The following is a 26,454-nucleotide window of genomic DNA, read 5'->3' as shown; positions in this document are numbered from 1 at the left end:
TTGGTTCAGCTCGAGCGGCGGAACTGCCAGGCAACCTCGCCGCCGATAGCGGCGACTTCGCCCTGAATCACCAATTGAGTTGTAGGCACCATCCGGCCGCGACTGTCGATCGTCAGGCTTTCCTCGACGGTGAGGTTCGCGCCGCGGCAGCGGAAGTTCCAGGGCGGGGCGCCCGGCGAGCGCAAGATCGCTCCCATGCGGTCGGCGGTAATCGTCGGCTCAACTCCGGGAGCGAGATGGAAACGGATGGCATAAGGCGCAGCATCGCGGATCTTGCGGCGACCCTTGGCGATCATCTGGTCGGCGCCGCGGATTTCCTTGCCGTCGTTGCCGAGCATCAGGCTGCGCTTGTGGACGAGGCCGAAGCCGCGCACGTAGCCGTCGTGGCTAGCTTCGAGCCGGCTGCAGTCATTGTCCTCCGAGCGTGAGATCGTCACGTCTTCGGCACCCTTGCCGAGCGAGCCGTCGGGCATGATCGCGGTCGAATTGGTATCGGAGACGACGAGCGTGCTGTGGGCGGCGGTCGTGCGGAGGCCCTCGACCAGCTCCGGCGGAAGTGCCGTTGGCAGCGCGCCGGGGCCGCCGCAATTGATCACCAGCCGCTGCGGTCCGTCCGACATTTCAAACGCCAGCGTCGACGCACAGCCGCTCGGTGCCATCTTTGCCGGTGGCGGCGGAGCGGCATCAATGACGATGACTGTGCCGAGCGCAGAGAGGCGGTGGTAACCCCAGCCGCGTGCTTGCCGAAGCGGCCGAGCGCGCAGGCCGCAACCTTCGATGAGGGCGTGGAGGCGGGCAGGCTCGCCATGGTTGCCACCCTGCCAGCTCGACAGTCCGCCATCGCCCATGGTGACGCCATGGAGCGCGGCTAATGCGGCGGCAGCGGCCGCCTCGATCGTATCGGGCAGGCTTTGCTTGGCGGCAAAATAAGACGCACGCAGCAGCGCAAGGCGATCGACGAGCAGCGCCTGCTGGGACGGGGTTCGGCTGATGAGGCCACCATCTTCGAACTGCGCAGTGGACAGCGCCCGCGCCAGTCCGGACTCGGCTCGGGCCACCCGCACTCCACCCTGGACCAGCAGCCCCGCGGTCACCAGGCCGGCCCAGGCCGTGATCCGGTCGAGACCCGGAAGCGCCTTGTCGGCATTGGCGTCGAGATGGCGCGCGCCGCGCACCAACGTGTTCAGCAGCGCCGAGCGGTAACCGGAATCGCGGCTCGACAGGATGTAGGGTGCGTAGGCGGTCCAGAAGAGGATGCGCTCGCCCCAAAGGTCCGGCCGCCATGCGTCGTCCACGCGCGTTCCGTGCGCAAGCAGCCATCCACCGGCGAGGGACTCGGCAACCCTCGCGCCCTTTTCGCGAGAGGAGGCGGCGGCGAGATCGCGAAGCCAGGAGAAGCCTTGCAGGGCATCGGCCATCGGGCCGCCCGTGCCGAGCGCGGCGAAGTCGAGATCGCTCAGCGAGACGGCTTCGCTGCCGAGGACGAAGCGGCCGGCAAGGAGCGCCTCGCCGCGCTGACGATCGCCCTGGACGTGGTCGCGGGGAACGGCAACGAGCTTGAGCGGCTGGCGGCCCGAGGCGAACAACCGCGAAAAGAGGGGGCGCTTGGCGAGCTTTCGAACGACGGCGCTTTGTGCCGATTGATCGGCGCTCATCCGTCTCCCCTAAGGGCCTGAATGTTGGCCTGGTAATGGGACGGTCCGCCCTTGAACGCCGCGGTTCCGGCAACGAGCACGGTGGCTCCCGCTGCCACAGCCTGCCGCGCGGTTTCAGGATCGATACCGCCGTCGACCTCGACCTGGACTTCGAGACCTTCCTTGGAGACGCGGTTGGCAATTGCCTCGATCTTGCGCAGTTGGCTGGCGATGAACTTCTGACCGCCGAAGCCCGGATTGACGCTCATGACAAGGACGAGGTCGATCTCGTCGAGCACATAATCGAGCATCTTGGCGGGCGTCGCCGGGTTCAGCGAGACGCCGGCCTTCTTGCCGAGTCCCTTGATGCGCTGGATCGTGCGGTGAAGGTGCGGCCCCGCTTCCGGGTGGACGGTGATGATGTCCGCGCCCGCTTCGGCGAATGCGTCGAGGAACAGGTCGATCGGCGAGATCATCAGGTGGACGTCAAACGGCTTTTGCGAATGAGGCCGAAGCGCCTTCACCACGCCCGGGCCGATGGTGATGTTGGGCACGAAGTGGCCGTCCATGACGTCAACATGAATCCAGTCCGCTCCCGCCTCGTCGATTGCGCGGACGTCCTCGCCAAGCCTGGCAAAGTCGGCAGAGAGGATCGAGGGCGAGATTAAGGGGCGGTCCATCGGCCCGATTAAACGCTAAGTTGCCATCCGGACAAGGCGCGCGACGAAGAAGCCGTCGAGGCCACCCTCGCTTTCGATCATGCCGGGCAGGATTCGAGCCCAGCCGCGCTCATCTGGCGTCACGAAGTCGGGAAGCTCGCCCGGCCTTGGTGGGTCGATATGAAAGCTGGGGTTCGCGTCGAGGAAGCTGGAGACGATCGCCTCGCCCTCTTCCGGCTCCAGTGAGCAGACGGCGTAAATCAGGGCGCCACCGGGCCGGAGCCAGGCGGCTGCGCGATCGAGGAGGCGGGCCTGAAGGTCGGCACTCTGCCGAATGATGTCTCCACGCGCCCGGTAAAGCACCTCAGGATGGCGGCGAAACGTCCCGGTCGCCGAGCATGGCGCATCGAGCAGGACGGCACCGAACTGCCGATCCGGTTGCCATTCGAGCGCATCTGCTGCGACGAGTTCGGCATCCAGGCTTGTTCGGGCCAGATTCTCGCGAAAGCGCTTCAGCCGCGATTCGGCCTGGTCGACCGCCGTCACCCTATGTCCGGCCGCAGCGATCTGCATCGTCTTCCCGCCGGGAGCGGCGCAGAGGTCGAGCACCTCATCAGCACCCGTCGGGATCAGTCGCGCCGGAAGGGAGGAGGCGAGATCCTGGACCCACCAGCGGCCCTCCGCAAAGCCGGGCAGATTCGCGACGGCACCGGCATCGGCGAGGCGAACGTGTCGGGGTGCAAGGCTTCGTCCTTCGGTCTGCTCGGCAAAGCTCTTTGCCGCCTCGTCAGTGGCGAAGGTCAGGTCGAGCGGCGGACGGTGCGCGATCTGGCGACGGGCCGACGAAACGACGTCATCGCCCCAGGCCTTGTTCCATCTTTCCTCTACCGCTTCGGGCAGCCGCGGCGCGTCGATGGCCGGCAGCCCGCGCCTGAGCAAGGTGCCGAGGACGCCGTGCACCAGCCGACGCGGACCGCCATCGACCAACGGCAAAGCGGTCGCGACCAGCGCATGCTCGGGCGTGCCGAGGCCGACTTTCTGCGCGAGGGCCAGGCGCAGAACCATTCGTGCCTTGCTGTCATCGGGAAGGCGTTGCCGGGTCGCGGTGTCGATCACGGCGTCCAGATCGGGCAACCGCCGCAGAACCTCTCCGGAGATGGCGACCGCCAGGGCCTGGTCCGGCGGCTTCAGCCCTTTCACGACCTGCGCGGCGGAATCGAGCGTGCGGCCTTTGCGCAGGACGGAATCGAGCATCTGCAATGCAGCCCGTCGCGCGGGAAGGCCTTCAACGCTTGGCATCGAGGGTCCCAACGCTCATCTACGCCACATGTCCAAGGGAAAGCGCCTGAAAGCGCCCGCTTATTTGTCGAAGTCGCAGCCCGTGCCCAAGCCGGAGCCGGTTGCAGACGCCGCGCCGCCAGAAGGCGAAGAGACGAGACTCGATCCGACCCGCTATGGCGATTGGGAGAAGAAGGGGATCGCGGTCGATTTCTAATGCGCCTCGGGCCGGGGCGGACGGGACAGCAGTTCCTGCAGCACCTGGTCGACTCCGGCGCCGCCCGACAGCAGCTTGGCGACGGCCGCGACCACCGGCATGTCGATCTTCATCTGTTCGGCGAGACGGGCCAGGACAGGCGCGGTGAACGCGCCCTCGGCCACCGTCTTGCGATTGCTCATCAATTCTGCAGCCGAGCGCCCTTCGCCGATGGCCTTGCCGAGAGAGAAATTGCGCGAGCTGGTGGATGAGCAGGTCAGGACCAGATCGCCCAGACCGGACAGACCGACGAGTGTTTCCCGCTTCGCTCCATTGGCGAGGCCGAACCGCGTCATCTCCGCAAAGCCGCGCGCGATGAGGGCCGCCCGGGCGTTCTGGCCGAGGCCCTTCCCATCCACGACCCCGCAGGCGATCGCGAGCACGTTCTTCACAGCTCCGCCGATCTCGGCGCCGGCCACGTCGTCGCTAAGGTAGACGCGAAAGGTCGGCCGGGCGATCCGTTCGCGCAGCGCCTCGGCGAAAGCGCCATCTTCGGCAGCGAGGGTGACAGCCGTCGGCAATCCCGCCGCAACCTCGTGGGCAAAGGTCGGGCCCGAAAGGACAGCGATGGGAGCACTCGGGCAGGCTTCCGCGGCGACCCGGTGGAGCATGGCTCCGCTATGCTCTTCAATGCCCTTGGAACAGAGAACCAGGGGTCTGCCAGCGGACGGAGCGACCTCGAGCACGGCCCGCATATGCTGGGCCGGAGTGACCACCAGCCAGGCGTCGCAGTCCGCCAGATCCGCAAGATCGCCCGTCGCCCGAACGCGCGGGTCGAGCTTCGATCCTGGCAAGAACACTTTGTTCTCGTTGTTCCCGTTGATGGAGTCGACGACCTCCGTCTCGCGAGCCCAGAGCAGGACGTCGCGTCCGCCACTTGCGCCGACCTGCGCCAACGCCGTCCCCCAGGCGCCGCCGCCGATCACTCCCACACGATCGAAGCTCATGCTTTCACCCCCGCCCCTCGAACCTTTTCGGCATCCGGGTCCAGCGGCCACCGTGCCCGCGCCGGTGCGTCGAGCGTGTCCACGAGACCGAGCGCGAACCGCTCAGCGCCCGCCCAGGCGATCATCGCCGCATTATCCGTGCACAGCCAGCCCGGAGGCACGCTGAAGCGACGGCCCTGCTCACCTGCCAGTTGCTGGAGCGCGGTACGAATTGCTCGGTTGGCGGCGACTCCACCGGCGATGACCAAGGTCGGCGCATCGATCCTTTCGAGAGCGATCCGCGTGCGATCGACCAGGCAGTCGACGACGGCTTGCTGGAACGATGCAGCAATGTCGGCCGGCGCGTAGGCGCCCGACGCGACGGCGCGCTGAACTGCGCTTTTCAGGCCGGCAAAAGAGAAATGCGGCTCGGCGGATCCGATCAATGGTCGCGGCAGGGGAACCGCCGCGGAATCGCCGTCCATCGCGAGCCGCTCGATTGCGGGACCCCGGGATAGGGCAGACCAAGCAGCTTGGCCGACTTGTCGAAAGCCTCGCCGGCCGCGTCGTCGATAGTCGTCGCAAGGCGCCGATATTCGCCAACCGCGCGAACCTCGAGCAATTGGCAGTGCCCTCCGGAAACGAGCAGCAGGACATAGGGAAACTCAAGGTCGGGATCGACCAGCCTGGGACTGAGCGCATGGCCTTCCAGGTGGTTGACGGCGACAAGCGGCTTGCCCGTGCCGAGCGCCAATCCCTTGCCGGCGAGCAGGGCGACCATCACGCCGCCAATCAGGCCGGGCCCCGCGGTCGCCGCGATGGCATCAAGATCGGCGACCGACTTGCCGGCGTCAGCAAGCACCGCCCGAACCAGGTCGGGTAGGATTTCGACATGAGCGCGGGCGGCGATCTCCGGGACGACACCGCCGAAGGGGCGGTGCGCCTCGTTTTGCCCGACGACCGCCTGCGCGAGAATCTGCCGGTCGCTCGTCACGAGCGCCGCGGCCGTATCGTCGCAGGAGGATTCGAGGCCGAGGATCAGCGCCATTGGGCGCGCCTTTGCCGCACGCGGCGGCGCTCGGCTAGTGGGCCGCGGGTTTGCGGCTAGCAGGGCGCGATGCAGCGTTCTCCGATTCTAGGCACGCGCGGGTCGCCGCTGGCCCTTGTTCAAGCGCACAAGGTCGCATCGGCGTTGGAGGTCGCGAACCGCTGGACCGCCGACTTCGTGCAGGTCCAGGTGGTCGAAACGACCGGCGACAAGGTCCAGGACCGGCCTCTCGCCGAGATCGGCGGAAAGCAGCTCTGGACCAAGGAATTGGACCGCGCGCTGATGGACGGCAAGGTCGACTTCTGCGTCCATTCCCTGAAGGACGTCGAAGCGATCCGGCCGCGCGAAATCAGCATCGCAGCAGTCCGGCCGCGCGGCGATGTCCAGGACCGGCTGATCGGCGCGGACTCCGTCGATGCGCTTCCCAGCGGTGCAACGGTCGGGACCTCCTCGCCCCGTCGCAAGGCGCAGCTGCTGTCGCTTCGGCCCGACCTCAACATCGTTCCACTGCGGGGTAACGTGCAAACGCGCCTCGCCAAGCTCGATGCGGGGAAGTGCAGGCCACATTGCTTGCCGGAGCCGGATTGCGGAGGCTCGGAATGGGCGGCGTCGGCACGCCGATCCCGCTCGAAGTCATGCTTCCTGCGCCGACCCAGGCAGTGATCGCCATCGAATGCCGCGCCGATGATGCGATGACCGCATCGATGCTGACGATCATCGACGACCGGACGACCCACACCTTGATCCGGGCCGAGCGTGCCTTCACAGCCGAGTTGGGCGGCAGTTGTCATTCGCCGGTCGCCGCCTTTGCAGAGATCGTCGACGGGAAAATCCGGCTGCGCGCGCAAGTCCTGTCGGAAGACGGCCGCGAGCAGGTCCGGGACGAAGCTCTGTTTGAATGCGACGATCCGGATGGCCCGCGGCGGCTCGCGCGGGCAATGCTGGGCGAGGCGCCGGAGTCGATCCGCTCGCTGTTCAGGGCCGGATGAGGCGGCTTTTCGTCTTCCGCCCTGAGCCTGCCTCACGGCAAACGATCGTCAAGGCGCAGGCACTGGGTCTGGATGCGATTCCCGTTCCCTTATTCGAGCTGGAGGCCCTGAACTGGTCTCCGCCCAATCCGCACGATTTCGACGGGCTGCTGCTGACCAGCGCCAACACGGTGAAAATGGCCGGCGACCGGCTCGATCGCTTTCGTACCTTGCCAGTGCACGCGGTGGGCGAAGGCACGGCTGTGGCGGCCCAGGTCGCCGGATTGGGGATCGCGACGGTGGGTAGCGGCGGAGTCGACGTGCTCCTGGCCGAGGTCGATCCGTCGGCGCGGCTCCTGCATCTTTGCGGTGAGGATCGCCGCGAGCCTGAGGTGAATGGGCGGACGATAGTTTCCTTACCCATCTATCGCGCGGCCGAGAAAACTTCGGTCGACGGAATCGGAGACCTTTCCGGACAGGTCGCGGTGCTGCATTCGCCGCGCGCTGCCCGAAGGCTGGCCGATCTGGTCGAAGCTGCAGACCGCGCGACGATCCGGATCGCGGCGATCAGCGAGGCGACGGCGGCGGCGGCCGGCGACGGCTGGGAAGAATTAAAGGTGGCCACTTCTCCAAATGACGCGGAGCTTCTGGCCCTCGCCGCCCGGCTGTGCGAAAGTTGAACGCAGGAATGGCAACTGCATCGAACAGGGCGGGGACGGGCTGGGGTACCCGATTCCTGATTGGATTGGCCCTCGTCATTGCCGGTGCGGCAGGCGCGGCATGGGGCTGGCGCGTTTCGACGGTGCCGCGCGCTTCCTTGGCGTCGCGCCCAAACCGGTCGTGGTCGCGGCTCCGAAGGCAGCGGCAATCCCCCGGCTCCGGCGCAGGACGAAATCGCGCCTCAAGCGAAAGAGGAAATCAACCAGCTCGAGAATCGTCTGGAGCGGGTCGAGACTGCCGCCGAACGTGTCGAAGGGTCCGCTGGGCGTGCGGACGCGCTGCTGATCGCATTCGCAGCACGGCGGGCGGTCGATCGCGGGGTTGCGCTGGGCTACCTCGAGCCGCTGCTTCTCGACCGCTTCGGCCAGACTCACGCCCGGGCCGTGGCGACCATCGTCACCGGCTCGCACTCGCCAGTCCGGCTCAGCGACCTGACGGAGCAATATCGCGCGCTTGGGCCCGAGCTCCGCGCAGCCGCGCCCGACGAAAGCTTTTGGGCGCAGTTCAGGCGCGAACTCGGCTCCATCATCGAGATCCGCCACGCCGATCGGCCTTCCACCCAGGCCGACGCCCGCTATGCCAAGGCTCTCGCCCACCTGCAGGACGGCGAAGTCGACCAGGCCCTGGCGGAGACCATGCGGCTGCCCGGAGCGGCAAACGCGCAGGACTGGATCCGGCAGGCCCGGCAATATGTCGCTGTCCACCGCGCGCTTGACGAGATCGAATCGGGCGCCCTTCTCGCAAAAAGCCAGCCGACAACGCTGTAGAGGGTTGGCAAATCCCTCCGCGGATGCGATTCCTTATCCTACGCCGGGTGGAACAGCCTGCGTTCAGCAATCGACGCTAAGCTGCTGGCGACACGGGATTTTGGTGGGGAGACGCGCCGTCATGACGTCACACTGGCTTAGCCTTGGCTTGGCAATCGTTGCGCTTGGTCAGTCGGGCTCCAGCACGATTGCGCAGGCCACTCCAGCGGCGGCGCTTCCGGCACCGCGTGCGATCCCGGCTGCGTCCGCCCACGCACCCAAGTACCTGGCCGATCGCATCGATGACCTCGGCAAAGGCTTCAACGGCCGGGTTGGCATTGCCGTGCGCTCCGTCGACGAAGGCTGGAGCACATCCTACAACGGCAACGAGCTGAACCCGCAGCAAAGCGTCAGCAAATTGTGGGTCGCGATCACCGCATTGGATGCGGTCGACCGGGGTCGGGTCAGCCTCAACGACAACGTCACCATGTCCCGAACCGATCTGACGCTCTTCCATCAGCCGATCGCGGCGAAGATCCTCGGTGGCGGAACGACGGTTTCGCTGGGCGACCTGATGTTCCAGGCGCTGACCAAGAGCGACAATACCTGCAACGACAAGCTGATGCGCTCGGTCGGCGGGCCCGAAGCCGTGAGGGCCATGCTGCGCGCCAAGGGTCTCGAAGGGATTCGCTTCTATGACGGCGAGCGCTCGCTTCAGAGCCGCATCGCCGGCCTGACGTGGAGCCCGAGCTATTCGATCGGCAATGCCTTCTATGAGGCCCGCAACGCCCTCCCGATGTCCATCCGCAAGGCGGCGTTCAATCGCTATGTCGACGACCCGTACGACGGCGCGTCGGCGAACGGGATCACCTTCGCCCTGGCCAAGCTGAAGCGCGGCGAGCTGCTGTCCCCGCCATCGACGGCGCGGCTGCTGCGAATCATGAGCCAGACCTCGACGGGGCCGAACCGCCTCAAGGGCGGGCTCAAGCCGGGTTGGTCGCTCAGCCACAAGACCGGCACCGGCCAGATCCTCGGCGCCTACCAGGCAGGCTATAACGACATCGGCATCCTGACCGCGCCGGACGGACGCAGCTATTCGGTCGCGGTGATGATCAAGAAGACGTCGGTGCCGCTGCAGGTCCGCATGACTCTGATGAACAATGTCGTCCGAGCCACGATCGCGCAGCACGAAATGCGCTTCAGCCCGGTGGCATCGCTTTAGCACGTCGAGAAGTGCTGGAGCGGGCGAAGGGATTCGAACCCTCGACCCCAACCTTGGCAAGGTTGTGCTCTACCCCTGAGCTACGCCCGCTCTGAGCTTAAGCCGCATCAGCCGGTTGGCTGCTCCGCGACAGGGTGGCGGGCGCCTAGCATGGGCCAGATGATTCCCGCAAGGGCTCATCCCAAGCTTTCCATCATGCTTGTGGCGAGCGCCTCGCCCGACCATATGGAGCGCTTCCTCGGCGACGGCAACGGAGAAGGATGAGCGTGGCGACCCTCGGCATGAGCGAAGCGGAACGCGAGGCGGTCGAACGCCTGAAGCGGGACGTCATCGATCCGTCGATGGACAGCATCGTGCTGCTCGACTTCTGGGCGGAGTGGTGCGGCCCCTGCAAGCAGCTGTCCCCCATCCTCGAGAAGATCGCGGCCGATTACGCCGACAAGGGCGTCAAGCTGGTCAAGATCGACGTCGATGCAGACAAGTTGATCGCCTCCCAGTTCCAGATCCAGTCGATCCCGACCGTCTATGCCTTCTTCAAGGGGCAGCCTGTCGCCGACATCACCAATTACCGCAGCGAAGGGCAGCTGAAGCGCGTCCTTGACCAGTTGATTACGCAGCTAAGTGTCAAGGGCGCAGCCGCGGAGCAGAAGGCCGAGATCGAGCCGTTGATCGCGATGGGCGAGCAAGTGCTGGGCGAGGGCGATGCGCCACGCGCCGTCTCCATCTTCCGCCAGATTCATGAGATGGCGCCGGAGGATCCCTCGGTGATCGGCGGTCTCGCCCGGGCTCTCTTGGCGAGCGGCGATGTCGACGGTGCTCGCGAAGTGATCGACGCCGCCACGGCCGAAGCAGCGACACATGCAGATGTCTGCCGAGCCCGCGCCGCTCTCGAGCTCTCGCAGGCGGCGCCGGAGTCCGACACGTCCGAGCTCGAAGCGCGGATCGCGTCCAATCCCGACGATCTCGATGCCCGGTTCGAGCTTGCCGGTGCGAAGATGGCGTCGGGCGATCGCGATGCCGCCGCGGATGCCCTCCTCGCCATCATCGAGCGTGACCGCGACTGGAACGAAGGCGCCGCCCGGGCGCGCCTTCTGCAACTGATCGAGGCGCAGGGCATTGAAGATCCATGGGCCCGCACTCAGCGGCGGAGGTTGTCCGCCGTCCTCTTTACGTGAGTGCGAAGCGGCCGATGAGGCTGCCGATCTTTCCCTTGCCGGGCGCGATCCTGTTCCCGCGTTCCCAGCTTCCGCTGCACATCTTCGAGCCTCGCTATCGGGAGATGGTCCGCGACGTTCTCGATGGCCCGGGCCGGATTGGGATGATCCAGCCCCATGCCTCCGAGAATGAAGGCGCGCCGCTTTATCCCATCGGCTGCGTCGGTGAGATCGTCGGCGTCGAAGAAATGGATGACGGTCGCTTCAACATCATCCTCCACGGCTGGAATCGCTTTCGGATGATTGCCGAAGCCGACCTCGAAACCGCTTATCGCAATGCCGATGTCGACACGGACGTGTTCGACGACGAGGAGCCGCCGCCACTGTCGCTGACCCTGCGGGCCGAAGTGGAGCGCGAGGCGCGCCGGCTGGGCGACGCCATGCGCCTGACTGTCGACTGGCAGGCGGTTCGCCGCCTCGACGACGAAATGCTGGTGAACGCCATTGCCCAGGTCGCCCCGTTCGATGTCGGCGCAAAGCAGGCGTTGCTCGAAGCGGCGACGCTCGACGATCGCGCCGATCTGCTCGTTCAATTGATGCAGTTCCAGCGCGCTGCGGTCAGCGGCGCCGAGATCCAGCCGACGCTTCAATAATCAGATCGGTAGTCCGCGAAGGAGCAATGGAAGCTCGCCGCTTGTGCCGCGGGCTTCGCTCATCAGGCGATTCTTGATCGGACCCAAGCGGTCGATTACGCCCATGCCGAAGCGGCGAACCGCCGAAGCCGTCTTCCCCGGAATGCCATAAACCCGCGTCAGGCTGTCGGTCGCGACTGCCACGGACAATGCGTCCAGCGATCGCCAGCGCTGATAACGCTCCAGCAATTGCCGGTCGCCGAGGTCGAGGCCGAGACGCGATCCTTCCACAAGAACCTGCGCCAAAGCCGCCGCGTCGCGGAAGCCGAGATTGAGGCCCTGCCCCGCGATCGGATGAACGGCGTGCGCCGCATCGCCAACCAGCGCGAGTCGCTGATCGATCATCCGCGCCGAATGATGGAAGCCTAGCGGATAAGTCGAACGGGGCGCGGCCAGTTCGATCTTGCCGAGAAAGCCGCCCATCGTCGCCTGCGCTTCGCCCGCGAACTGCTCGTCGCTGAGCGACATCCATCCCGCCGCATCGTCCTTTGGGACGGACCAGACGATCGCCGAGCGATGACTTCCGCCCTCGTCGGTCATGGGCAGCAGCGCGAACGGGCCGGTCGGGTAGAAGATCTCGTAGGCAATATTGCCGTGCGGTCGCTCGTGGCGGAGCGTGGAGACGACCGCCATGTGGTCATACTTCCAGCGCGCAATCGGAATCCCCGCTTCTTCCCGCATCGGCGAATTGCGGCCGTCGACGGCCGCGAGGACTGGGGCGCAAAGCCTCCGCCCGTCTTCCAGTGACACGACGACGCCGTGAGCCTCGCGCTCGACGGTGCGCGGCCTCGAATTCCACAGCAGCCAGAGATTGCGGCCGGCCTCCGCCCGCGCCTGCAGCGCAGCGCGCAGATGACGATTCTCGTGCATGACACCGAGTGGCTCGTCATCCTCCGGCTCGAAGGCGAGTCCACCAGGTTGAAGGCCGTCGGCGACCTGGATCGTCCGAATCGGGCAGCCTGGCTCCGGCAGATACTCCAGCACGCCGGTTGTTTCGAGCATTCGGACCGAGCTTGAGGATACGGCGCTGGTGCGGCCGTCGAACGCCTGCGTGGTTCGCACCGAAGGGTCTGCGGGGTCGATCAAAATTGCCGAAAGGCCGCTGGAATCGAGCGCCGACGCCAGCGCGAGACCGACGGGCCCGCCACCCAGGATGAGAACGTCCGCGCGGTCCATAGCGGTGTGCACTAACCTTCCGTCGCATCGGCGCCAAGGCATCGCTTGACCGAGGACTCGCCAAAGATGCATTCTACCCAAGGATTTGGGTGGGGATGGATTAATGGCGACCGCGGCCGTGCGGACCCATAAACGGGAGCTTGAGCCTCATTGGCGCGACGCCTTGCGTGCGTCGGTCAAGCGTCTCGCCGTTCGCACCTGGGGTGCGATGCTGTTCGGGCTGGCCGTCGCGACGGCGCTGGCACTCGCCACCCACAACACGACGGACCCGTCTTTCAGCACTGCCGCAGGTGGGCCGCCATCGAACTGGATCGGAAGCTTCGGCGCCTATGCGAGCGACGCCTTGCTGCTGCTGTTCGGCATGGGGTCGGTCTTCTTCATCCCGGTCATCGCGCTTGCTGGCATCCGCTTGATGAGGCTCGAGCCGACCGGTCGGATCGTTCGCGCCCTGTTGGTCGCAGCCGCGGGCGCGATCCTGATCGGGGTCGCCCTCAGCCTGACCAGCGCTTCAGCGGTTTCCGGTCTTCCCGGCGGGTGGGGCGGAGCGATTGGCCTGGGTGCGGCCTATGGCGTCGATTCCGCCATCGGCCTCATCCAGAATCCGGCCATTGCAGGCCCTGTCCGCCTGATTGCGCTTGTGCTTTTCGGGCTGGCCGGATTGCTGCTCGGCTATCTGTCGGTCGGGTTGCAGCAGACCGAGAAGGCATGGGTCGCCGGGATCTTCCGTCGCGATCCTCGGCCCAAGATCGCTGCACCGCGACGGACCACCGAAATCGCCGAGGAGCGTCCCGCAAGCGCCGCTCCGCCCAAGTCTCGGCCGGCGGTCGCGGTTGCGGAGCCGCCGAAGCCGGTGGTCGCGGCCCAATCTCGGGGAAGCAAGCGGCCTGCCGCCGCGCAGCAGAGCCTGGCGCTTGGCGACAATTACCAGCTTCCGGCGATCGACCTGCTCGCCGCGGCGCCCGAAAAAGGTAGCTCAAAGATCGACCGCGCCGGGCTTGAGCGCAACGCGCGACTGCTGGAGAGCGTGCTTGAGGACTTCCACGTCCGTGGCGACATCGTTGAGGTTCGCCCCGGTCCCGTGGTCACCATGTACGAGCTTGAGCCGGCGAGCGGGATCAAGGCCAGCCGGGTCATCCAGCTCGCCGACGACATCGCCCGCAACATGTCTGCATTGTCCGCACGCGTCGCGACCATTCCCGGCCGCAGCGTGATCGGCATCGAGCTTCCCAATCCGAAGCGCGAGACGGTCAGCCTGTCCGAGCTGGTCGGCAGCCAGGCATTCGAAGACCAGAACATGTCGCTGCCCTTGATCCTCGGCAAGAATATCGCCGGCGATCCGGTCATCGCCGACTTGGCGCCGATGCCGCATTTGCTCGTCGCGGGCACCACCGGCTCGGGCAAGTCGGTTGGCCTCAACTGCATGATCTTATCGCTGCTCTACCGGATGACTCCGGAAGAGTGCCGGATGATCATGATCGACCCGAAGATGCTGGAGCTCAGCATCTACGACGACATCCCGCATTTGCTTTCGCCTGTGGTCACCGAGCCGGGCAAGGCGATCCGTGCGCTCAAGTGGACGGTCGAGCAGATGGAGGAGCGCTATCGGATGATGGCGAACCTCGGCGTCCGTGCACTGCCGAGCTTCAACCAGAAGGTTCGCGAGGCGAAGACCAAGGGCTCCAAGCTCGGCCGACGCGTTCAGACCGGCTACGACGCCAGCAGCGGCCAGCCCCTCTATGAAGTCGAGGAACTGGAATACGAGGTCTTGCCGCAGATCGTCGTCGTCGTGGACGAGCTCGCCGACCTCATGATGACCGCCGGTAAGGAGGTCGAGTTCCTCATCCAGCGCCTCGCCCAGAAAGCGCGCGCGGCCGGCATCCACCTGATCATGGCGACGCAGCGGCCATCGGTCGACGTCATCACCGGCGTCATCAAGGCCAATTTGCCGACCCGCATCAGCTTCCAGGTGACCAGCAAGATCGACAGCCGCACCATCCTCGGCGAGCAGGGCGCCGAGCAGCTGCTCGGCAAGGGCGACATGCTCTACATGCCGGGCGGCAAGCAGATCATCCGCGTCCACGGCCCCTTCGTCAGCGACGAGGAGGTCCGCGCGGTCGCGGAGCATTGGCGCAAGCAGGGCGTGCCCGACTACATCCAGGCGGTCACCGAAGAACCGGAAGACGGCGGCTATCTGTTCGATGGCCAGCCGAGCGGCGAGGACGATGCGGAGACCCAGCTGTTCCGCAAGGCGGTCCAGATCGTCGCCGAAAGCCAGAAGGCTTCGACCTCGTACCTCCAGCGCCAGCTGCGCGTCGGCTACAACAGCGCGGCGAGGCTAATCGAGCGGATGGAGAAGGAAGGCCTTGTCGGCCAACCCGACCACGTCGGCCGCCGCGAAGTGCTGATCGATCCGGACGGGCACCCGATCTGATCGTTTCTGAACCTGAACGCGCGGGAACCGGCGGGTTCAGTCGGCATTCAATGGGCGATTGCCAGACCGGCCGAAAATTCCCAGGAGTTCACGAATGACATTCCCGACAAATTTCGCACGCGCCTTGGCGCCGATCGCGATTGTCGCTGCCGCGGTTCCTGCTCAGGCGCAGAGCGGCGACATCGCCAAGGTCGAGGCGCACCTGTCCGCCGTCCAGTCGATGACGGCCAACTTCACCCAGACGGATTCGAAGAACCGCGTCGCTCGCGGGACACTTCAGCTGAAGCGTCCGGGCCGCATCCGCTTTCAGTACCAGGGCAACGACATCCTGCTGGTCGGCAACGGCAACAAGCTGACGTTCGTCGACTATGAAGTGGGCCAGAAGAACAGCTGGGACCTCAACAAGACCCCGCTCGGCATCCTGCTGTCCGCGAACCCGGACATCCGCCGCATCACGACAATCGTTCCGCAGGCGGATCCCCGCATCCTGCTCGTTCGGGCCCGCGACGCCCGGCGGCCCGAGTTCGGGACGCTGCTGCTGGCGTTCGTTCGCAATCCGTCGGCGCCGGGCGGCCTGCTGCTCGAAGGCTGGACCGCGATCGACGCACAGAACAAGAAGACGACGATCAAGCTGGACAACCAGCGCTACAATGTCGCGGTCCCCGAAAGTGCGTTTTCGTACGCGGAACCCAAAAAACGCAGGTGACAGAAAAAGCGTAGCAATCTAAAACTGTTCATCGGCGCGTCAGGTTAGCCCTGCTAAACGACACGTCGATCCTGCGACGCCTGGGGTTTCCCCCTGTTACCCACGGCCCGCTAGATCCCTTGCGTGACGAACGCTTGGTCGGCCCTCGCTCCATGCCCCGGAGCGGGGCCTTTCCTTTGCGTGAAGTGCAGAACGGGCTAAGCGCGACACCGTGTCCAAGACCATCAAGATCGCCTCCTGGAACGTGAACTCCGTCCGAGCGCGGCTCGGCATCGTCGAGCGCCTGCTGCGCGAGGAAAAGCCGGATGTCCTTTGCCTCCAGGAAACGAAAGTCACGGACGATATCTTCCCGGCCGATCTGTTCAGGAAGCAAGGCTACGTGCACCGCGTCCTCAGGGGCCAGAAGATGCACCATGGCGTGGCGATCCTGTCCAGGGTGGAGCTTCGCGATTCCGGAAGCCATGACTGGCAGGACAACGGTGAGGCAAGGCACGTCGGAGTCAGGCTTCCGTGCGGCCTCAGGCTGGAGAACGTCTACGTCCCAGCGGGCGGCGACATCCCCGACCGGACCGTCAATCCGAAGTTCGGCCAAAAGCTCGACTTTATCGAACGCATGACCCGCTGGTCCGATGGCCTGCGCGAACCGACGCTGATCGTCGGCGACTTCAATGTCGCTCCGCTCGAGTGCGACGTGTGGAGCCACAAGGCCCTGCTCGATGTCGTCAGCCACACGCCCATCGAGGTCGATGCCTTGAGCCGCCTCCAGCAGGCTCACGGCTGGGTCGACATCGGTCGCCGCTTCGTCCCCGCGCCGGAGCGCAACTTCACTTGGTGGAGCTACCGCTCGCCCGACCATACCAAGAACGACCGCGGACGCCGCCTCGACCACATGTGGGTGTCGCCGGGTGCGTCGGAGCGCGTCCTGGCGCATCGGGTGCTCGAACCGTGCCGGAGCTGGGAACGCCCGTCGGACCATGTGCCGCTGATCTGCGAGATCGCCATTTGAGCCGCGAGCACGCGGTCGAACGGGCGATCGCGGCGCTGCGAACCGGACGCGCCGTCACTATCGAGGGTGACGAGCCGCTTTCGTTCGTGTCGATCGAGACGGCGACCTCCGAAGCTCTCAAGACTCTCGATCCCAAGGCCAAGGCGCAATTGCTTCTGAGCGGAAGACGGGCGGCGGCCCTGTCACTCGCTAATGAGCGCGACGCCGCGGACCCCGCCGAGCCGGTTCTTCTCGCAAGGGAGTCATGGCTCGACGGAAAAGCCGCTCTCACACTCGCCGACCCGGCACAGGATTTCGCGCGGGCTCCGATCGGTCCGCTGCACCCTCTGCCTATTGATACTGCGGACAGCGCGAAGGCAGCGCTTGCCTTGACCCGCGCGGCCGGGCTCCTGCCTGCGGCGTGGGTAGTCCAGGCGAACGATGGAGCGGTGGCGATCGCGCTCGATCAGCTCACCAACGAGAACCTCCGGCCCGAGGTGACACTTCTGTCGCGCGCGCGCCTGCCACTCGAAGACATGCCGGACACGCAGATCTTCGCCTTCCGCGGGTCGGACGATGGCCAGGAGCATGTGGCGCTGCTGGTTGGCGCCTTTGGCGGAAAGCCGCCGCTGGTTCGCCTGCACAGCGAGTGCCTGACCGGCGACGTGTTCGGCTCGCTGAAATGCGACTGCGGACCGCAGCTGAAGGAGGCGCTCCGCCTCATCGGCGAGTCCGGCGGCGGCGTGCTTCTTTACCTCCGGCAGGAGGGGCGCGGAATCGGCCTCGCCAACAAGCTTCGCGCCTATGCGCTGCAGGATCGCGGACTCGACACCGTCGACGCCAACCTGAGGCTCGGCTTTTCCGATGACGAGCGTGAATATGCCCATGCCGCCGCCATCCTGCGTCAGCTCGGGATCGACGAGGTGAGGCTGCTGACCAACAACCCGAACAAGGTCGCGGCGCTGGAAGCGGAAGGCATCAGGGTCGCGGAGCGCGTTGCGCACCACATGCCGGCCAATCCTCACAATGCCGATTATCTTGACGTGAAGCGCTCGAAGAGCGGCCACCTGGCTTAGCCGGCGAGCCCCACAAAGGTCGCCAGTCCGAGGAAGGCGAGGAAGCCGAGCGAGTCGGTCATCATCGTCACGAATATGCTGCTGGCCACCGCCGGGTCGGCGCCCGCCCGCTCCAGCGCCAGCGGTATCAGGGAGCCGGCCAGCCCGGCGACGAGAATGTTGAACAGCATGGCGGCCGCAATGACCGCACCGAGCTGGACGCTTCCCAGCACAAGAGTCACGCCGACACCGATCAGCAAGGCAATGGTCAGGCCGTTCAGCATCGCCACCCGGAGTTCGCGGCCAACCGCGCGCCAGCGATTCGAACCGGTCAGCTGGTTGGTTGCGATCGCGCGGACTGTCACTGCCAGCGTCTGCGTTCCGGCATTCCCGCCGACGCCCGCAACGATCGGCATCAGCACCGCAAGGATCGCCAGCCGCTCGATCGAATGCTCGAACTGCCGGATGATGAAAGCCGCGACGAGAGCCGTGAGCAGGTTGGCGACCAGCCAACGGACGCGCGCCTTGTAGCTTTCAGTGACCGGCTCGTTGATGTCGCCTTCGTCGCCCGCACCGGAGAGCAGCAGGACGTCCTCGCTCGCTTCTTCCTGGATGATGTGAATGATGTCGTCGACAGTGATCATGCCGACCAACCGCTCGCTGTCGTCGACGACTGCGGCGGACACGAGCGCGTATTTTTGGAAGCGGAGCGCCACGTCTTCCTGATCCATATCCACCGGGATCAGCGTCTGCTCACGTGCCATGATATCGCCGACCAGCGTCGAGCGCGGGCTGCGCAGGATCGTCGACAGCTTACAGGTGCCCACTGGGTGGTGGTTCGGCGAGACGACGAACACTTCCCAGAAATCGTCCGGAAGGTCGGCCTCGGACCGCAAATAATCGATGACCTGCCCGACCTTCCAATGTTCGGGGACAGCGCAAAGATCGCGCTGCATCAGGCGGCCGGCGGATTCTTCCGGATAACTGAGCGCTTCTTCGACCGCAGCGCGGTCGTCCGGCTCCATCTTCTCGAGGACGGCCTGCTGGTCTTCCTCGTCGAGATCCTCGATCAGGGCGACCGCGTCGTCGGTCTCCATCTGGCCCGCGAGGTCGGCGACCTGCTGCGGCTCCATCTCGTCGATCAGGTCTTCGCGGACGAAGTCGTTCAGCTCCGACAGGACGTCCGGGCTGATGATCCCGGCCAGCGCCTTGACCAGCCCCTCGCGCTCGTCACGACGCGCAAGCTCGATCAGGTCGGCGACGTCGGCCGGGTGAAGCGGCTGCACGAGCCGCCGCGCGGTCTCGTCATCGCCAATCTCGACGGCGTCGAGCACTTCTTCGACGAATTCCGGCCGCAGCCGATCCTCATCGTCGATCGGTGCCTGAGCCTTGGGCTCGGGGCCGCGGTGGCGATGTTCTCGCTCTCGCTCATGCCTTGGACCCCCAGCTCAACCCGTGCCCGCCGTCCTATTGCCGCGCCTGCACTGGCGCAACCCGCCTGGGCCGCCTAAATCGCCGCCCAGCACCTTTCCAGACCGGAGCCAGCGCAATGTCCGATAACGAACGCCTCGTCTTTCATCTCTCCAGCGGCGGCGATGTCGTCATCAAGCTTCGTCCCGACCTCGCCCCCGGTCACGTCGAGCGCATCAAGGAGCTCGCGAAGAGCGGCTTTTACGACGGCGTTCCCTTTCATCGCGTGATTCCGGGTTTCATGGCTCAGGGCGGTGATCCCACCGGCCGCGGCACCGGCGGATCTGACCTGCCGAACCTCCGCGCCGAGTTCAGCCGCGAGCCGCACGTTCGCGGAGTCTGTTCGATGGCCCGTACGCAAGACCCGAACAGCGCCAACAGCCAGTTCTTCATCTGCTTCGACGATGCCCGCTTCCTCGACAACCAGTACACCGTCTGGGGCGAGGTCGAGAGCGGCATGGAATATGTCGATGCGCTTCCCAAGGGCGAGCCGCCGGCCAACCCCGGCAAGATCGAAAAGGCCGAAATCCGCGAGGCGGCTTGAAGCATGGCGCCGCGGCCAGTCACGCTGATTACCGGCGCATCGGCTGGCCTCGGAGTCGAGTTCGCGAAGCAATGCGCCGCGCGGGGGATGAGGTCGTCCTTGTCGCCCGCCGCAAGGATCGCCTGAACCAACTTGCGGCTGAGCTCGGCAAGGCGCATGTGATCGCCGCCGACCTTGCCAAGCCGAAGGCGCCCGCCGAGCTGCTAAAGGAGATCAGGTCCCGCGACCTGTGGGTCCGCACATTGATCAACAATGCGGGCTTCGGGCTGCGCGGCCGGTTCGACACATTGCCGCTCGATCGCCAGCTGGAAATGATCGATCTCAACATCCGGTCGCTGACCAATCTCGCCTTCGTCGTGCTCGACGACATGCGGGCGAACGGCGGCGGAGCGATCCTGAACGTGGCCTCGACCGCCGCCTTTCAGCCTGGCCCAAACATGGCCGTTTACTTCGCCACCAAGGCCTACGTCCTCTCATTCACCGAGGCGCTCCACGAGGAGTGGAAGGATCGTGGAATCAAGGTCAGCGCGCTCTGCCCCGGTCCCACGCGAACGGAGTTCGGCGACGTCGCAGGCATCAAGGCACTCGGCAGCTTCGACCGGCTGGCGATGGATGCGGGCCGGTGGTAAAGGCCGGCCTGGACGGCCTCGAAAGCAATTCGGCCGTCGTCATTCCCGGCATCGCAAACAAGGCTGGCGCGCTGTCGGCCCAGCTTGCCCCGCGGTCGGTCGTTCGCAAAATCGCGGGTCTTTGAAGTTCTAAGGGGCTTTTCTCCCCGCCGGTGGTTCCCACATTGAACTCTATCCAGTGGCCGTCGTTACGGATACGGCACGAGAGCGGAGGAAGTTGAGTGGCCGAAACCGACACCCTTGAGCGCACCACGGCGCAGCGCGTGCAGGTCGCCAACCTGCCGCCGGCCGACGGTGGACGCGGATTCGCCAGGCTTCCGCTCGACCTGATGAAGTCGCTTGGGATCAACGAAGGCGACGTGATCGAGATCATCGGCAAGCGCACCACGACCGCGCGCTCGCTGCGCCCCTACCCCGACGATGCTGGCCTCGCGATCATCCGCCTTGATGGTTTGCAGCGTTCCAACGCGCGGGTCGGATCCGGCGATTATGTGGAGATCAAGAAGGCGCAGTCGAAGCCTGCAACCCGCGTGGTCTTCGCCCCGGCGCAGGACAATATTCGTCTCCAGGGCTCAGCGAACGCGCTTCAGCGGAGCTTTGCCGGACGGCCTCTCGTCGAGGGTGACGTGGTCGCGACAACCGGTCATCAGCGGATCGATTCGAACATGCCGGAGGAAGTCCGGCAAATGCTGAACGCCCCCGCATTCGCCTTGCAGGAGGTGCGTCTGCAGGTCGTGTCGACCGTGCCGAAGGGCATCGTCCACGTCGACACGAGCACGCAGATCGAGCTGCTTCCTGAGTTTGCCAAAGGCGACGGCGAGCGCCGCGCCGACGTCACCTATGACGACCTCGGCGGCATGCGCGACACCATTGATGCGTTGCGCGAGATGGTCGAGCTTCCCCTACGCCACCCCGAGCTGTTCCAGCGCCTCGGCGTCGATCCGCCCAAAGGCGTCCTGCTCCATGGCCCGCCCGGCACCGGGAAGACACGGCTCGCTCGCGCGGTCGCCAACGAAAGCGATGCCCGTTTCTTCCACATTGCCGGTCCGGAGATCATGGGTTCGGCCTATGGCGAGAGCGAAAAGAAGCTCCGCGAATTGTTCGAGCAGGCGGCCGCCCAGGCGCCTTCCATCATCTTCATCGACGAGATCGATTCCATTGCGCCGAAGCGGAGCCAGGTCACCGGCGAGGCGGAAAAGCGGCTCGTCGCCCAGCTGCTTACGCTGTTGGACGGGCTCGAGCCGCGCCAGAACCTAGTGGTGATCGCCGCGACTAACCGCCCCGAGGCGATCGACGAAGCGCTCCGTCGACCGGGCCGCTTCGATCGTGAGATCGTCGTTGGCGTCCCCGATGAGAAGGGCCGCCGCGAGATCCTCGGCATTCACACGCGGGCATGCCGCTCAACGCTGACGTCAATCTCGATGAGTTGGCGCGGAACACCTACGGGTTCGTCGGCGCCGATCTTGCCGCGTTGACGCGTGAAGCAGCGCTTGAGGCGGTCCGCCGGATCATGCCCAAGCTCAACCTCGAAGACGACACGATCCCGACCGAGGTCCTCGATGCCCTCTCGGTCGAGCCGAGCGATTTCATCAACGCCCTCAAGCGCGTGCAGCCGTCGGCGATGCGCGAGGTCATGGTCGAAACGCCTTCCGTCAGCTGGGACGACGTCGGCGGACTCGACGCCGCACGCGATCGCCTCAAGGAAGGCGTCGAGCTGCCGCTCAAGCATCCCGAAGCATTCCGCCGCCTCGGCATCCGCCCGCCAAGGGCTTCCTGCTCTACGGTCCTCCCGGCACCGGCAAGACGTTGCTGGCGAAGGCGACCGCACGCGAAAGCCAGGCGAATTTCATCGCCACCAAGTCGTCCGACTTGCTCAGCAAATGGTACGGCGAAAGCGAACAGCAGATCGCCCGCCTGTTCGCCCGCGCCCGCCAGGTCGCGCCGACCGTCATCTTCATCGACGAGCTCGACAGCCTGGTCCCCGCGCGCGGGGCGGCTTGGGCGAGCCGCAGGTGACCGAGCGGGTGGTCAACACGATCCTCGCCGAAATGGACGGCCTCGAAGAGCTCAACAATGTCGTCCTGATCGGTGCCACCAACCGCCCGAACCTGATCGACCCGGCGCTGCTCCGCCCCGGTCGCCTGGACGAGCTGATTTATGTCGGCACTCCGGACACAGCCGGGCGCCGCCGCATCCTTGCCATCCACACCGAGGACATGCCGTTGGCCCGCGACGTCGATCTTGAATCGCTTGCTCAGCGGACCGAGCGGTTCACCGGCGCAGACCTCGAGGACCTCGTTCGCCGCGCGGGCCTGACCGCACTCCGGCGCGGGCTCGACGCCGACGAAGTCACGATGGCGGATTTCGAGGCTGCGCTGGCCGACACCCGCGCGTCGGTGACCGCCGAAATGCTGGAGGAATATGACCGCATCCAGGAGACGCTGAAGAGCGAGGCCGTCCGGCCGGGCGGCATCGGTTTCGTCCTTCCGGGAATGCTCCGCTCGCGCGGCGGCGACGGCAAAGGCTCAATGGGCTAGAGGCTGGGGAGCGCCCTCCGCGACCAGAAGGCCAGCGCCAGCAGGAGCAGCGAAGACACCGCGAACGGCAGGTTCGGGTTGACGAGGTAGACCGCCATCCCGAGCGCCGGCGCAGCGACCCAGCTGATGCCGTTCGCCGCGGTAATGAGCCCCGCGACGCCGCCCTGCGCAGCCATGGGCACCGCAAGCGACGCGCCTCCGGTAAACCCCGGGCGTGTGAACCCGAAACCCAGTGAGGCGAGCGCGAACGACAATGTAATGCCGTAAAGGTCGCGCGCCACGATCGCTTCGGCCAGCCCCACAGCGGCGACGATCGAGCCCCAAAAGATCAGCGCCTTCGGTTTCAGGTTCAGCCTCGGAATCAGGCCCCATTGCGCCGCCAGGGTCGCCGAGGCGCCCGCCATCATCACGATCGCGATCGACGCCTCCGACCCGTGCGGCTCCAGGTGAAGCCGGTCGATGACGAAGAAGCCGATGCACGTCAGCGTCGCCGCCTGCGCATGACCCGCGGCGACTCCGGCCACGATCCACGAGCGAACTCGCAAGTCCTTCCAGCTCAGCCTCTTTCCTCTTGGAGACGTCGCCGCGACGACGCTCGCACCGGTCGGAGTCGAGGCGCCGGACGGATAGCTCATTGCTGCGCCCCGCCCGATGCGGCGGCCGTAGCGGTCATTGGGCAGCCACAGCAGGACCGCCACGAAGACCGCGAGCGCAATCAGCGCGAAGGCGAACATCGGCCCCGCAAGTCCAATGACCGGAAGCACGAACAAGGGCGCGATAGCCGGGCCGATGATCGTCCCGAGGCCGAACGAGCTGGACAGGGCCGACAGCGCGGCCACCCGGCCGCTTCGCCGCGTCTTTGCCGCCAGATACGCTTGCGTGGCCGAGGGCGTCGCGCTCCCGAAGGTGCCGTAAATGGCGCGAAAGCAACCGAACAGGAGGAACGTCACTCCGCCGCCGATCGCTCCGATCAGGCCGAGGTGCAGGACGGTCCCGCACAGGACCGTCGAAACGATGAAGCCGGTGAGGCCGAGCAGGGTCAGAGCCTTGCGTCCGTGATGGTCGCTCTTTTCCGCCCAGTACGGCGCGCACACGACCCACAGCACCGCCGACCAGGTGTAGGCGAGCGCGACCCAGAAATCGGAAATGCCGATCTCGCGCCCGATCGCCGGCATCACCGATTGCAGCGCGGTATTGCCCGAAGCAGCGACGAGCATCGCCGCGTAGAGCAGCAGGAAATGCGCGCGCGCCAGCGCGGTCGTCCCGATCTTCTGCCTTCCGGTTTCGTGAAGCACGTCTCGCTCTAGACCCGGAACAGCGGGCGGCAAAACGTCCGAAACGGATCAATCTTGAGGCGCTTATCCCCTTGACGCATGTAAACATAAGCAGTACATATGATGCATGAGCAAGGCACCTACACTCCGCCAGTTCCAAGATCGGTTCCCGACCGAGGATAGCTGTTTAGACCACCTGTTTCAGGTCCGGTACGCCGGGACCGATTGCCCAAGTGTGGCCGTCCGGTGAAGTACAGCCGCGTGAAGGGCCGCCGCTCGTACCAGTGCCAGTGGTGCGCCAATAACCTGTATCCGACCGCCGGAACGCCGTTCGATCGCACTCGCACGAGCCTCCGCGACTGGTTCTACGTCATGTTCCTGTTCACCACGACGCGGAACGGCGTGGCCGCCAAGAAGGTGCAACGCGACATCGGCGTCACGTACAAGACCGCATGGCGCATGTGCCACGAAGTACGGAAGTACATGGGTATGTTGGACAGCAATGACCCGTTAGGCGGCGTTGGCGAGACGGTCCAGATCGATGAGACGTACATCGGCGGCAAGTCCAAGGCGGACGGTACGAGCCGCATGACCTCCAAGCATGTTGTCATGGGCATGCTGGAGTGCGGCGGCGAACTTATTACCAAGGTCGTTCCGGGCAACAGCAAGCACCAGCTTCTGCCGGTCGTCCAAGAGCATGTGCTTCCCGGCACGACCGTTCATACCGACACGCTGCGCTCGTACATGGGTCTTAAGGACATGGGCTACCGCCACGACAAGGTGAACCACACGTTTGAGTACGTCAGCAAAACCGGTTGCCACACGAACACCATTGAAGGCTTCTGGAACATTCTGAAGCGCGGCATCAATGGTACGCACATTCACGTTAGCGCTAAGCATCTCCCGAAGTACCTTGGGGAGTTTGAGTACCGCTGGAACATGCGGGACGTTCCGCACCTGATGCTCGACCGCCTGATGTTCTCATTCACTCGGTAGATCGAGCGGCAAAACACCCGCCCTCGTAAGATCGTCCAGCTCGCGCCCGAGCAGGTTTTTCGCAACCTCCCCGACACTGCCTCCGTGCAGACCCCGTTTCGCCAGATATTCCAAGCGTGCGTGGGATGGAGCCGAAATCCTGAACTCGACTCGCTTCGACTCGTTGGCATTCCGCTGGCGGCCCATACGGCCTTTTAACCGCTAGTTGTCCGCTATCAAACCGGCAACTGTCCGCTACTTAGCGGTTGCATAAACCTTTAAGTTTGAGTAATGCACAACGTACCAAACAAAAGGGACGGCCCTCCCGAAAGAGAGACCGTCCCATGCGCGGACCCGGTAGGACTCGAACCTACAACCGTGCGATTACAAGGCGCCCGCTCTACCTATTGAGCTACGGGTCCAAAGTGGGTCAGTCGAAAGGCTGGCCCACTTTTCGTTATGAACGACCTCGGAAATTAGGACAACCGCTAAAGGTTGAAAAAATCACCACTTGAGGCACAATATCTTGTGGATTGTTTCAGCCCCGAGGCGGCTTGTCGCGCTCGCTCGGCTCCGGACTGTTCTCGTCCCGTTCCTTCCGCTTAGGCGGTTCGCCGGAGGCCATAGCCTTCAAGAGGCGGTCAAACTTAGTCTGCCAATTCATCCGGCTGCATCCTTCGGCAATAGCGCCTGCCTCGCGTCTTTGGTGATCCAGTGAAGCGTCTCGTTCTCCCTGGCGCTGAAAAGTAGGCTCATGTGGTAGAATTTGCAGCCGTCAAAGTCACAATCGACGAACTCAATTGCCTGTGTAGACCGGCGCGCTGGGTCGGGATCAACCTCGATGCAGTCAACTCCGTCCAGCGTGTGACTGTTGCGCATCAGCGAGGGCTTCGAGGGATCGGAAGTTATTCCGACCATGGCCACGCCGGGACCGATGATTTCACAATCTATGAACCTCTTGCCTAACACATAGCGCCGTCCGAGCGGGGCAAGGTCACGAAGGTACAGCCGCTTGTTCTCATACACCGTCGCCATCGGATCGAATGGCGAACTGTCTCCCGTCAGTCGCGCCCGGTGCTTCGCCTCGATCCGCCAAAGCTTAGTGCGCGCAATCGCGCCAAACGAGATCGAAGAGACAAAGAAAGCCAAGAGGCCTGCGGTAAACCACCCCCATGCGCCGTATTGGCTGATTAGCCCCACGCTGCTTGCAAGGTACCCGCTCACGAGGCCGACGAACCCTGACGGGACAATCGTCCAGAATGTAACGGCGTTCGAGGCGCGGCTAATCCAGCGGTCGATGAACTCTTTTGCCATAAGCTAACCCCCGTCCCGATGTTGTCCTGATTAACAACATCAGTGGCAAGTCCCG

The 26,454-nt window shown here is 65.2% G+C and carries 22 protein-coding genes, 2 tRNA genes and 4 pseudogenes; 17 read left to right on the top strand and 11 right to left on the bottom strand.

Features of this window, described 5'->3' with window-relative positions:
• Positions 1-5: 5 nt before the first annotated feature.
• The 3 genes from H9L15_RS06645 to H9L15_RS06635 are packed head-to-tail and all read right to left on the bottom strand — an operon-like array spanning position 6 to position 3,547.
• Complete coding sequence (locus H9L15_RS06645) at positions 6-1,655, bottom strand: heparinase II/III family protein (protein ID WP_187715600.1); 1,650 nt, start codon at positions 1,653-1,655, stop codon at positions 6-8.
• A complete protein-coding gene (gene rpe, locus H9L15_RS06640) occupies positions 1,652-2,314 on the bottom strand; it encodes a ribulose-phosphate 3-epimerase (protein WP_187715599.1) in 663 nt (220 codons plus the stop codon). The genes H9L15_RS06645 and rpe overlap by 4 nt, the downstream gene beginning before the upstream one ends.
• A gap of 15 nt (positions 2,315-2,329) precedes the next feature.
• A complete protein-coding gene (locus tag H9L15_RS06635; protein WP_262984937.1) occupies positions 2,330-3,547 on the bottom strand; it encodes an RsmB/NOP family class I SAM-dependent RNA methyltransferase in 1,218 nt (405 codons plus the stop codon).
• Between the two features lie 73 nt (positions 3,548-3,620).
• Between H9L15_RS06635 and H9L15_RS06630 the strand changes: the two genes are divergently transcribed.
• The gene (locus tag H9L15_RS06630; RefSeq protein WP_187715597.1) at positions 3,621-3,788 is read left to right on the top strand and encodes a DUF1674 domain-containing protein; all 168 of its coding nucleotides are present in this window, start codon (positions 3,621-3,623) and stop codon (positions 3,786-3,788) included.
• On the opposite strand, the gene H9L15_RS06625 is transcribed toward H9L15_RS06630, so the two are convergent.
• On the bottom strand, positions 3,785-4,774 hold the full coding sequence (locus H9L15_RS06625; protein ID WP_187715596.1) for an NAD(P)H-dependent glycerol-3-phosphate dehydrogenase: 990 nt from the start codon (positions 4,772-4,774) through the stop codon (positions 3,785-3,787). The two genes, H9L15_RS06630 and H9L15_RS06625, sit on opposite strands and share 4 nt — an antisense overlap.
• Positions 4,771-5,801, bottom strand: a pseudogene (tsaD, locus tag H9L15_RS06620) (tRNA (adenosine(37)-N6)-threonylcarbamoyltransferase complex transferase subunit TsaD). Before tsaD ends, H9L15_RS06625 begins: the two are co-directional and overlap by 4 nt.
• Before the next feature lie 69 nt (positions 5,802-5,870).
• Here tsaD and hemC point away from each other — a divergent pair.
• From hemC to H9L15_RS06600, 4 genes and pseudogenes are all read left to right on the top strand, one after another.
• Positions 5,871-6,790 (top strand): annotated as a pseudogene (hemC, locus tag H9L15_RS20240) (hydroxymethylbilane synthase).
• Positions 6,700-7,449 carry a uroporphyrinogen-III synthase gene (locus H9L15_RS06610; RefSeq protein ID WP_317617608.1) on the top strand — a complete coding sequence of 250 codons (750 nt, stop codon included), beginning with the start codon at positions 6,700-6,702 and terminating at the stop codon, positions 7,447-7,449. Before hemC ends, H9L15_RS06610 begins: the two are co-directional and overlap by 91 nt.
• 60 nt (positions 7,450-7,509) lie before the next feature.
• Complete coding sequence (locus H9L15_RS06605) at positions 7,510-8,256, top strand: hypothetical protein (RefSeq protein WP_187715594.1); 747 nt, start codon at positions 7,510-7,512, stop codon at positions 8,254-8,256.
• 121 nt (positions 8,257-8,377) lie between these two features.
• On the top strand, positions 8,378-9,457 hold the full coding sequence (locus H9L15_RS06600) for a serine hydrolase (protein ID WP_187715593.1): 1,080 nt from the start codon (positions 8,378-8,380) through the stop codon (positions 9,455-9,457).
• 15 nt (positions 9,458-9,472) lie between these two features.
• Here the strand turns inward: H9L15_RS06600 and H9L15_RS06595 are convergent.
• Positions 9,473-9,547: transfer RNA gene (locus H9L15_RS06595), tRNA-Gly, on the bottom strand.
• 170 nt (positions 9,548-9,717) lie between these two features.
• Here H9L15_RS06595 and H9L15_RS06590 point away from each other — a divergent pair.
• The gene (locus H9L15_RS06590; RefSeq protein WP_223276573.1) at positions 9,718-10,632 is read left to right on the top strand and encodes a tetratricopeptide repeat protein; all 915 of its coding nucleotides are present in this window, start codon (positions 9,718-9,720) and stop codon (positions 10,630-10,632) included.
• A 14-nt stretch (positions 10,633-10,646) separates the two neighbouring features.
• A complete protein-coding gene (locus H9L15_RS06585) occupies positions 10,647-11,264 on the top strand; it encodes an LON peptidase substrate-binding domain-containing protein (protein WP_187715592.1) in 618 nt (205 codons plus the stop codon).
• Here the strand turns inward: H9L15_RS06585 and H9L15_RS06580 are convergent, their stop codons facing one another.
• On the bottom strand, positions 11,265-12,479 hold the full coding sequence (locus tag H9L15_RS06580) for a UbiH/UbiF/VisC/COQ6 family ubiquinone biosynthesis hydroxylase (RefSeq protein ID WP_187715819.1): 1,215 nt from the start codon (positions 12,477-12,479) through the stop codon (positions 11,265-11,267).
• Between the two features lie 103 nt (positions 12,480-12,582).
• Here H9L15_RS06580 and H9L15_RS06575 point away from each other — a divergent pair, with 103 nt between their 5' ends.
• The 4 genes from H9L15_RS06575 to ribA all read left to right on the top strand — a co-directional run bounded on the left by H9L15_RS06575 (position 12,583) and on the right by ribA (position 17,677).
• A complete protein-coding gene (locus H9L15_RS06575; protein WP_187715591.1) occupies positions 12,583-14,910 on the top strand; it encodes an FtsK/SpoIIIE family DNA translocase in 2,328 nt (775 codons plus the stop codon).
• A gap of 94 nt (positions 14,911-15,004) precedes the next feature.
• A complete protein-coding gene (locus tag H9L15_RS06570) occupies positions 15,005-15,616 on the top strand; it encodes a LolA family protein (protein WP_187715590.1) in 612 nt (203 codons plus the stop codon).
• Between the two features lie 211 nt (positions 15,617-15,827).
• Positions 15,828-16,622 carry an exodeoxyribonuclease III gene (locus H9L15_RS06565; RefSeq protein WP_187715589.1) on the top strand — a complete coding sequence of 265 codons (795 nt, stop codon included), beginning with the start codon at positions 15,828-15,830 and terminating at the stop codon, positions 16,620-16,622.
• On the top strand, positions 16,619-17,677 hold the full coding sequence (ribA, locus tag H9L15_RS06560; protein ID WP_187715588.1) for a GTP cyclohydrolase II: 1,059 nt from the start codon (positions 16,619-16,621) through the stop codon (positions 17,675-17,677). Before H9L15_RS06565 ends, ribA begins: the two co-directional genes overlap by 4 nt.
• Here ribA and mgtE read toward each other — a convergent pair.
• Entirely contained in the window at positions 17,674-19,032 is a 1,359-nt protein-coding gene (gene mgtE, locus H9L15_RS06555) for a magnesium transporter (protein ID WP_187715818.1), read from the bottom strand. The two genes, ribA and mgtE, sit on opposite strands and share 4 nt — an antisense overlap.
• On the opposite strand from mgtE, the gene H9L15_RS06550 reads away from it, so the two are divergent.
• The 5 genes and pseudogenes from H9L15_RS06550 to H9L15_RS06535 all read left to right on the top strand — a co-directional run bounded on the left by H9L15_RS06550 (position 18,928) and on the right by H9L15_RS06535 (position 22,836).
• Positions 18,928-19,167, top strand: a complete 240-nt coding sequence (locus H9L15_RS06550) for a hypothetical protein (protein WP_187715587.1) — start codon at positions 18,928-18,930, stop codon at positions 19,165-19,167. The genes mgtE and H9L15_RS06550 overlap by 105 nt on opposite strands.
• A gap of 38 nt (positions 19,168-19,205) precedes the next feature.
• The gene (locus tag H9L15_RS06545; protein WP_187715586.1) at positions 19,206-19,670 is read left to right on the top strand and encodes a peptidylprolyl isomerase; all 465 of its coding nucleotides are present in this window, start codon (positions 19,206-19,208) and stop codon (positions 19,668-19,670) included.
• Positions 19,671-19,741: 71 nt separating this feature from the next.
• Positions 19,742-20,299: an SDR family NAD(P)-dependent oxidoreductase gene (locus tag H9L15_RS06540; RefSeq protein WP_223276572.1), complete on the top strand. Its 558-nt coding sequence runs from the start codon at positions 19,742-19,744 to the stop codon at positions 20,297-20,299.
• Positions 20,293-20,424 carry a hypothetical protein gene (locus tag H9L15_RS18675; RefSeq protein WP_262984936.1) on the top strand — a complete coding sequence of 44 codons (132 nt, stop codon included), beginning with the start codon at positions 20,293-20,295 and terminating at the stop codon, positions 20,422-20,424. Before H9L15_RS06540 ends, H9L15_RS18675 begins: the two co-directional genes overlap by 7 nt.
• A 96-nt stretch (positions 20,425-20,520) precedes the next feature.
• A pseudogene (locus tag H9L15_RS06535) lies at positions 20,521-22,836 on the top strand (CDC48 family AAA ATPase).
• Here H9L15_RS06535 and H9L15_RS06530 read toward each other — a convergent pair.
• Entirely contained in the window at positions 22,833-24,131 is a 1,299-nt protein-coding gene (locus H9L15_RS06530; RefSeq protein ID WP_223276571.1) for an MFS transporter, read from the bottom strand. The pseudogene H9L15_RS06535 and the gene H9L15_RS06530 overlap by 4 nt on opposite strands.
• Positions 24,132-24,237: 106 nt before the next feature.
• On the opposite strand from H9L15_RS06530, the pseudogene H9L15_RS06525 reads away from it, so the two are divergent.
• Positions 24,238-25,106, top strand: a pseudogene (locus H9L15_RS06525) (IS1595 family transposase).
• A 328-nt stretch (positions 25,107-25,434) separates the two neighbouring features.
• Here H9L15_RS06525 and H9L15_RS06520 read toward each other — a convergent pair.
• A tRNA-Thr gene (locus H9L15_RS06520) sits at positions 25,435-25,507 on the bottom strand.
• Positions 25,508-25,745: 238 nt separating this feature from the next.
• Positions 25,746-26,399 (bottom strand): hypothetical protein, encoded by a 654-nt coding sequence (locus H9L15_RS06515; RefSeq protein WP_187715585.1) that lies wholly within the window; start codon positions 26,397-26,399, stop codon positions 25,746-25,748.
• Positions 26,400-26,454 lie beyond the last annotated feature (55 nt).

Origin of the sequence: Sphingomonas daechungensis (assembly GCF_014489495.1) — a bacterium.
GTDB classification, from domain to species: Bacteria; Pseudomonadota; Alphaproteobacteria; order Sphingomonadales; family Sphingomonadaceae; genus Sphingomicrobium; species Sphingomicrobium daechungense.
The sequence above is the reverse complement of the archived record's forward strand: the minus strand, read 5'-3'. Positions and strand labels throughout refer to the sequence as shown.

Excerpts from the sequence above, each read along its gene's own strand:
- H9L15_RS06545 (WP_187715586.1), top strand. The coding sequence starts at position 19,206 with ATGTCCGATAACGAACGCCTCGTCTTTCATCTCTCCAGCGGCGGCGAT.
- H9L15_RS06575 (WP_187715591.1), top strand. The coding sequence starts at position 12,583 with ATGGCGACCGCGGCCGTGCGGACCCATAAACGGGAGCTTGAGCCTCAT.
- H9L15_RS06600 (WP_187715593.1), top strand. The coding sequence starts at position 8,378 with ATGACGTCACACTGGCTTAGCCTTGGCTTGGCAATCGTTGCGCTTGGT.
- H9L15_RS06630 (WP_187715597.1), top strand. The coding sequence starts at position 3,621 with ATGTCCAAGGGAAAGCGCCTGAAAGCGCCCGCTTATTTGTCGAAGTCG.
- H9L15_RS06540 (WP_223276572.1), top strand. The coding sequence starts at position 19,742 with ATGCGCCGCGCGGGGGATGAGGTCGTCCTTGTCGCCCGCCGCAAGGAT.
- H9L15_RS06590 (WP_223276573.1), top strand. The coding sequence starts at position 9,718 with ATGAGCGTGGCGACCCTCGGCATGAGCGAAGCGGAACGCGAGGCGGTC.
- H9L15_RS06625 (WP_187715596.1), bottom strand. The coding sequence starts at position 4,774 with ATGAGCTTCGATCGTGTGGGAGTGATCGGCGGCGGCGCCTGGGGGACG.
- H9L15_RS06645 (WP_187715600.1), bottom strand. The coding sequence starts at position 1,655 with ATGAGCGCCGATCAATCGGCACAAAGCGCCGTCGTTCGAAAGCTCGCC.
- H9L15_RS06635 (WP_262984937.1), bottom strand. The coding sequence starts at position 3,547 with ATGCTCGATTCCGTCCTGCGCAAAGGCCGCACGCTCGATTCCGCCGCG.
- rpe (WP_187715599.1), bottom strand. The coding sequence starts at position 2,314 with ATGGACCGCCCCTTAATCTCGCCCTCGATCCTCTCTGCCGACTTTGCC.
- H9L15_RS06610 (WP_317617608.1), top strand. The coding sequence starts at position 6,700 with ATGCGACGATCCGGATGGCCCGCGGCGGCTCGCGCGGGCAATGCTGGG.
- H9L15_RS06515 (WP_187715585.1), bottom strand. The coding sequence starts at position 26,399 with ATGGCAAAAGAGTTCATCGACCGCTGGATTAGCCGCGCCTCGAACGCC.
- H9L15_RS06570 (WP_187715590.1), top strand. The coding sequence starts at position 15,005 with ATGACATTCCCGACAAATTTCGCACGCGCCTTGGCGCCGATCGCGATT.
- H9L15_RS06580 (WP_187715819.1), bottom strand. The coding sequence starts at position 12,479 with ATGGACCGCGCGGACGTTCTCATCCTGGGTGGCGGGCCCGTCGGTCTC.
- H9L15_RS06585 (WP_187715592.1), top strand. The coding sequence starts at position 10,647 with ATGAGGCTGCCGATCTTTCCCTTGCCGGGCGCGATCCTGTTCCCGCGT.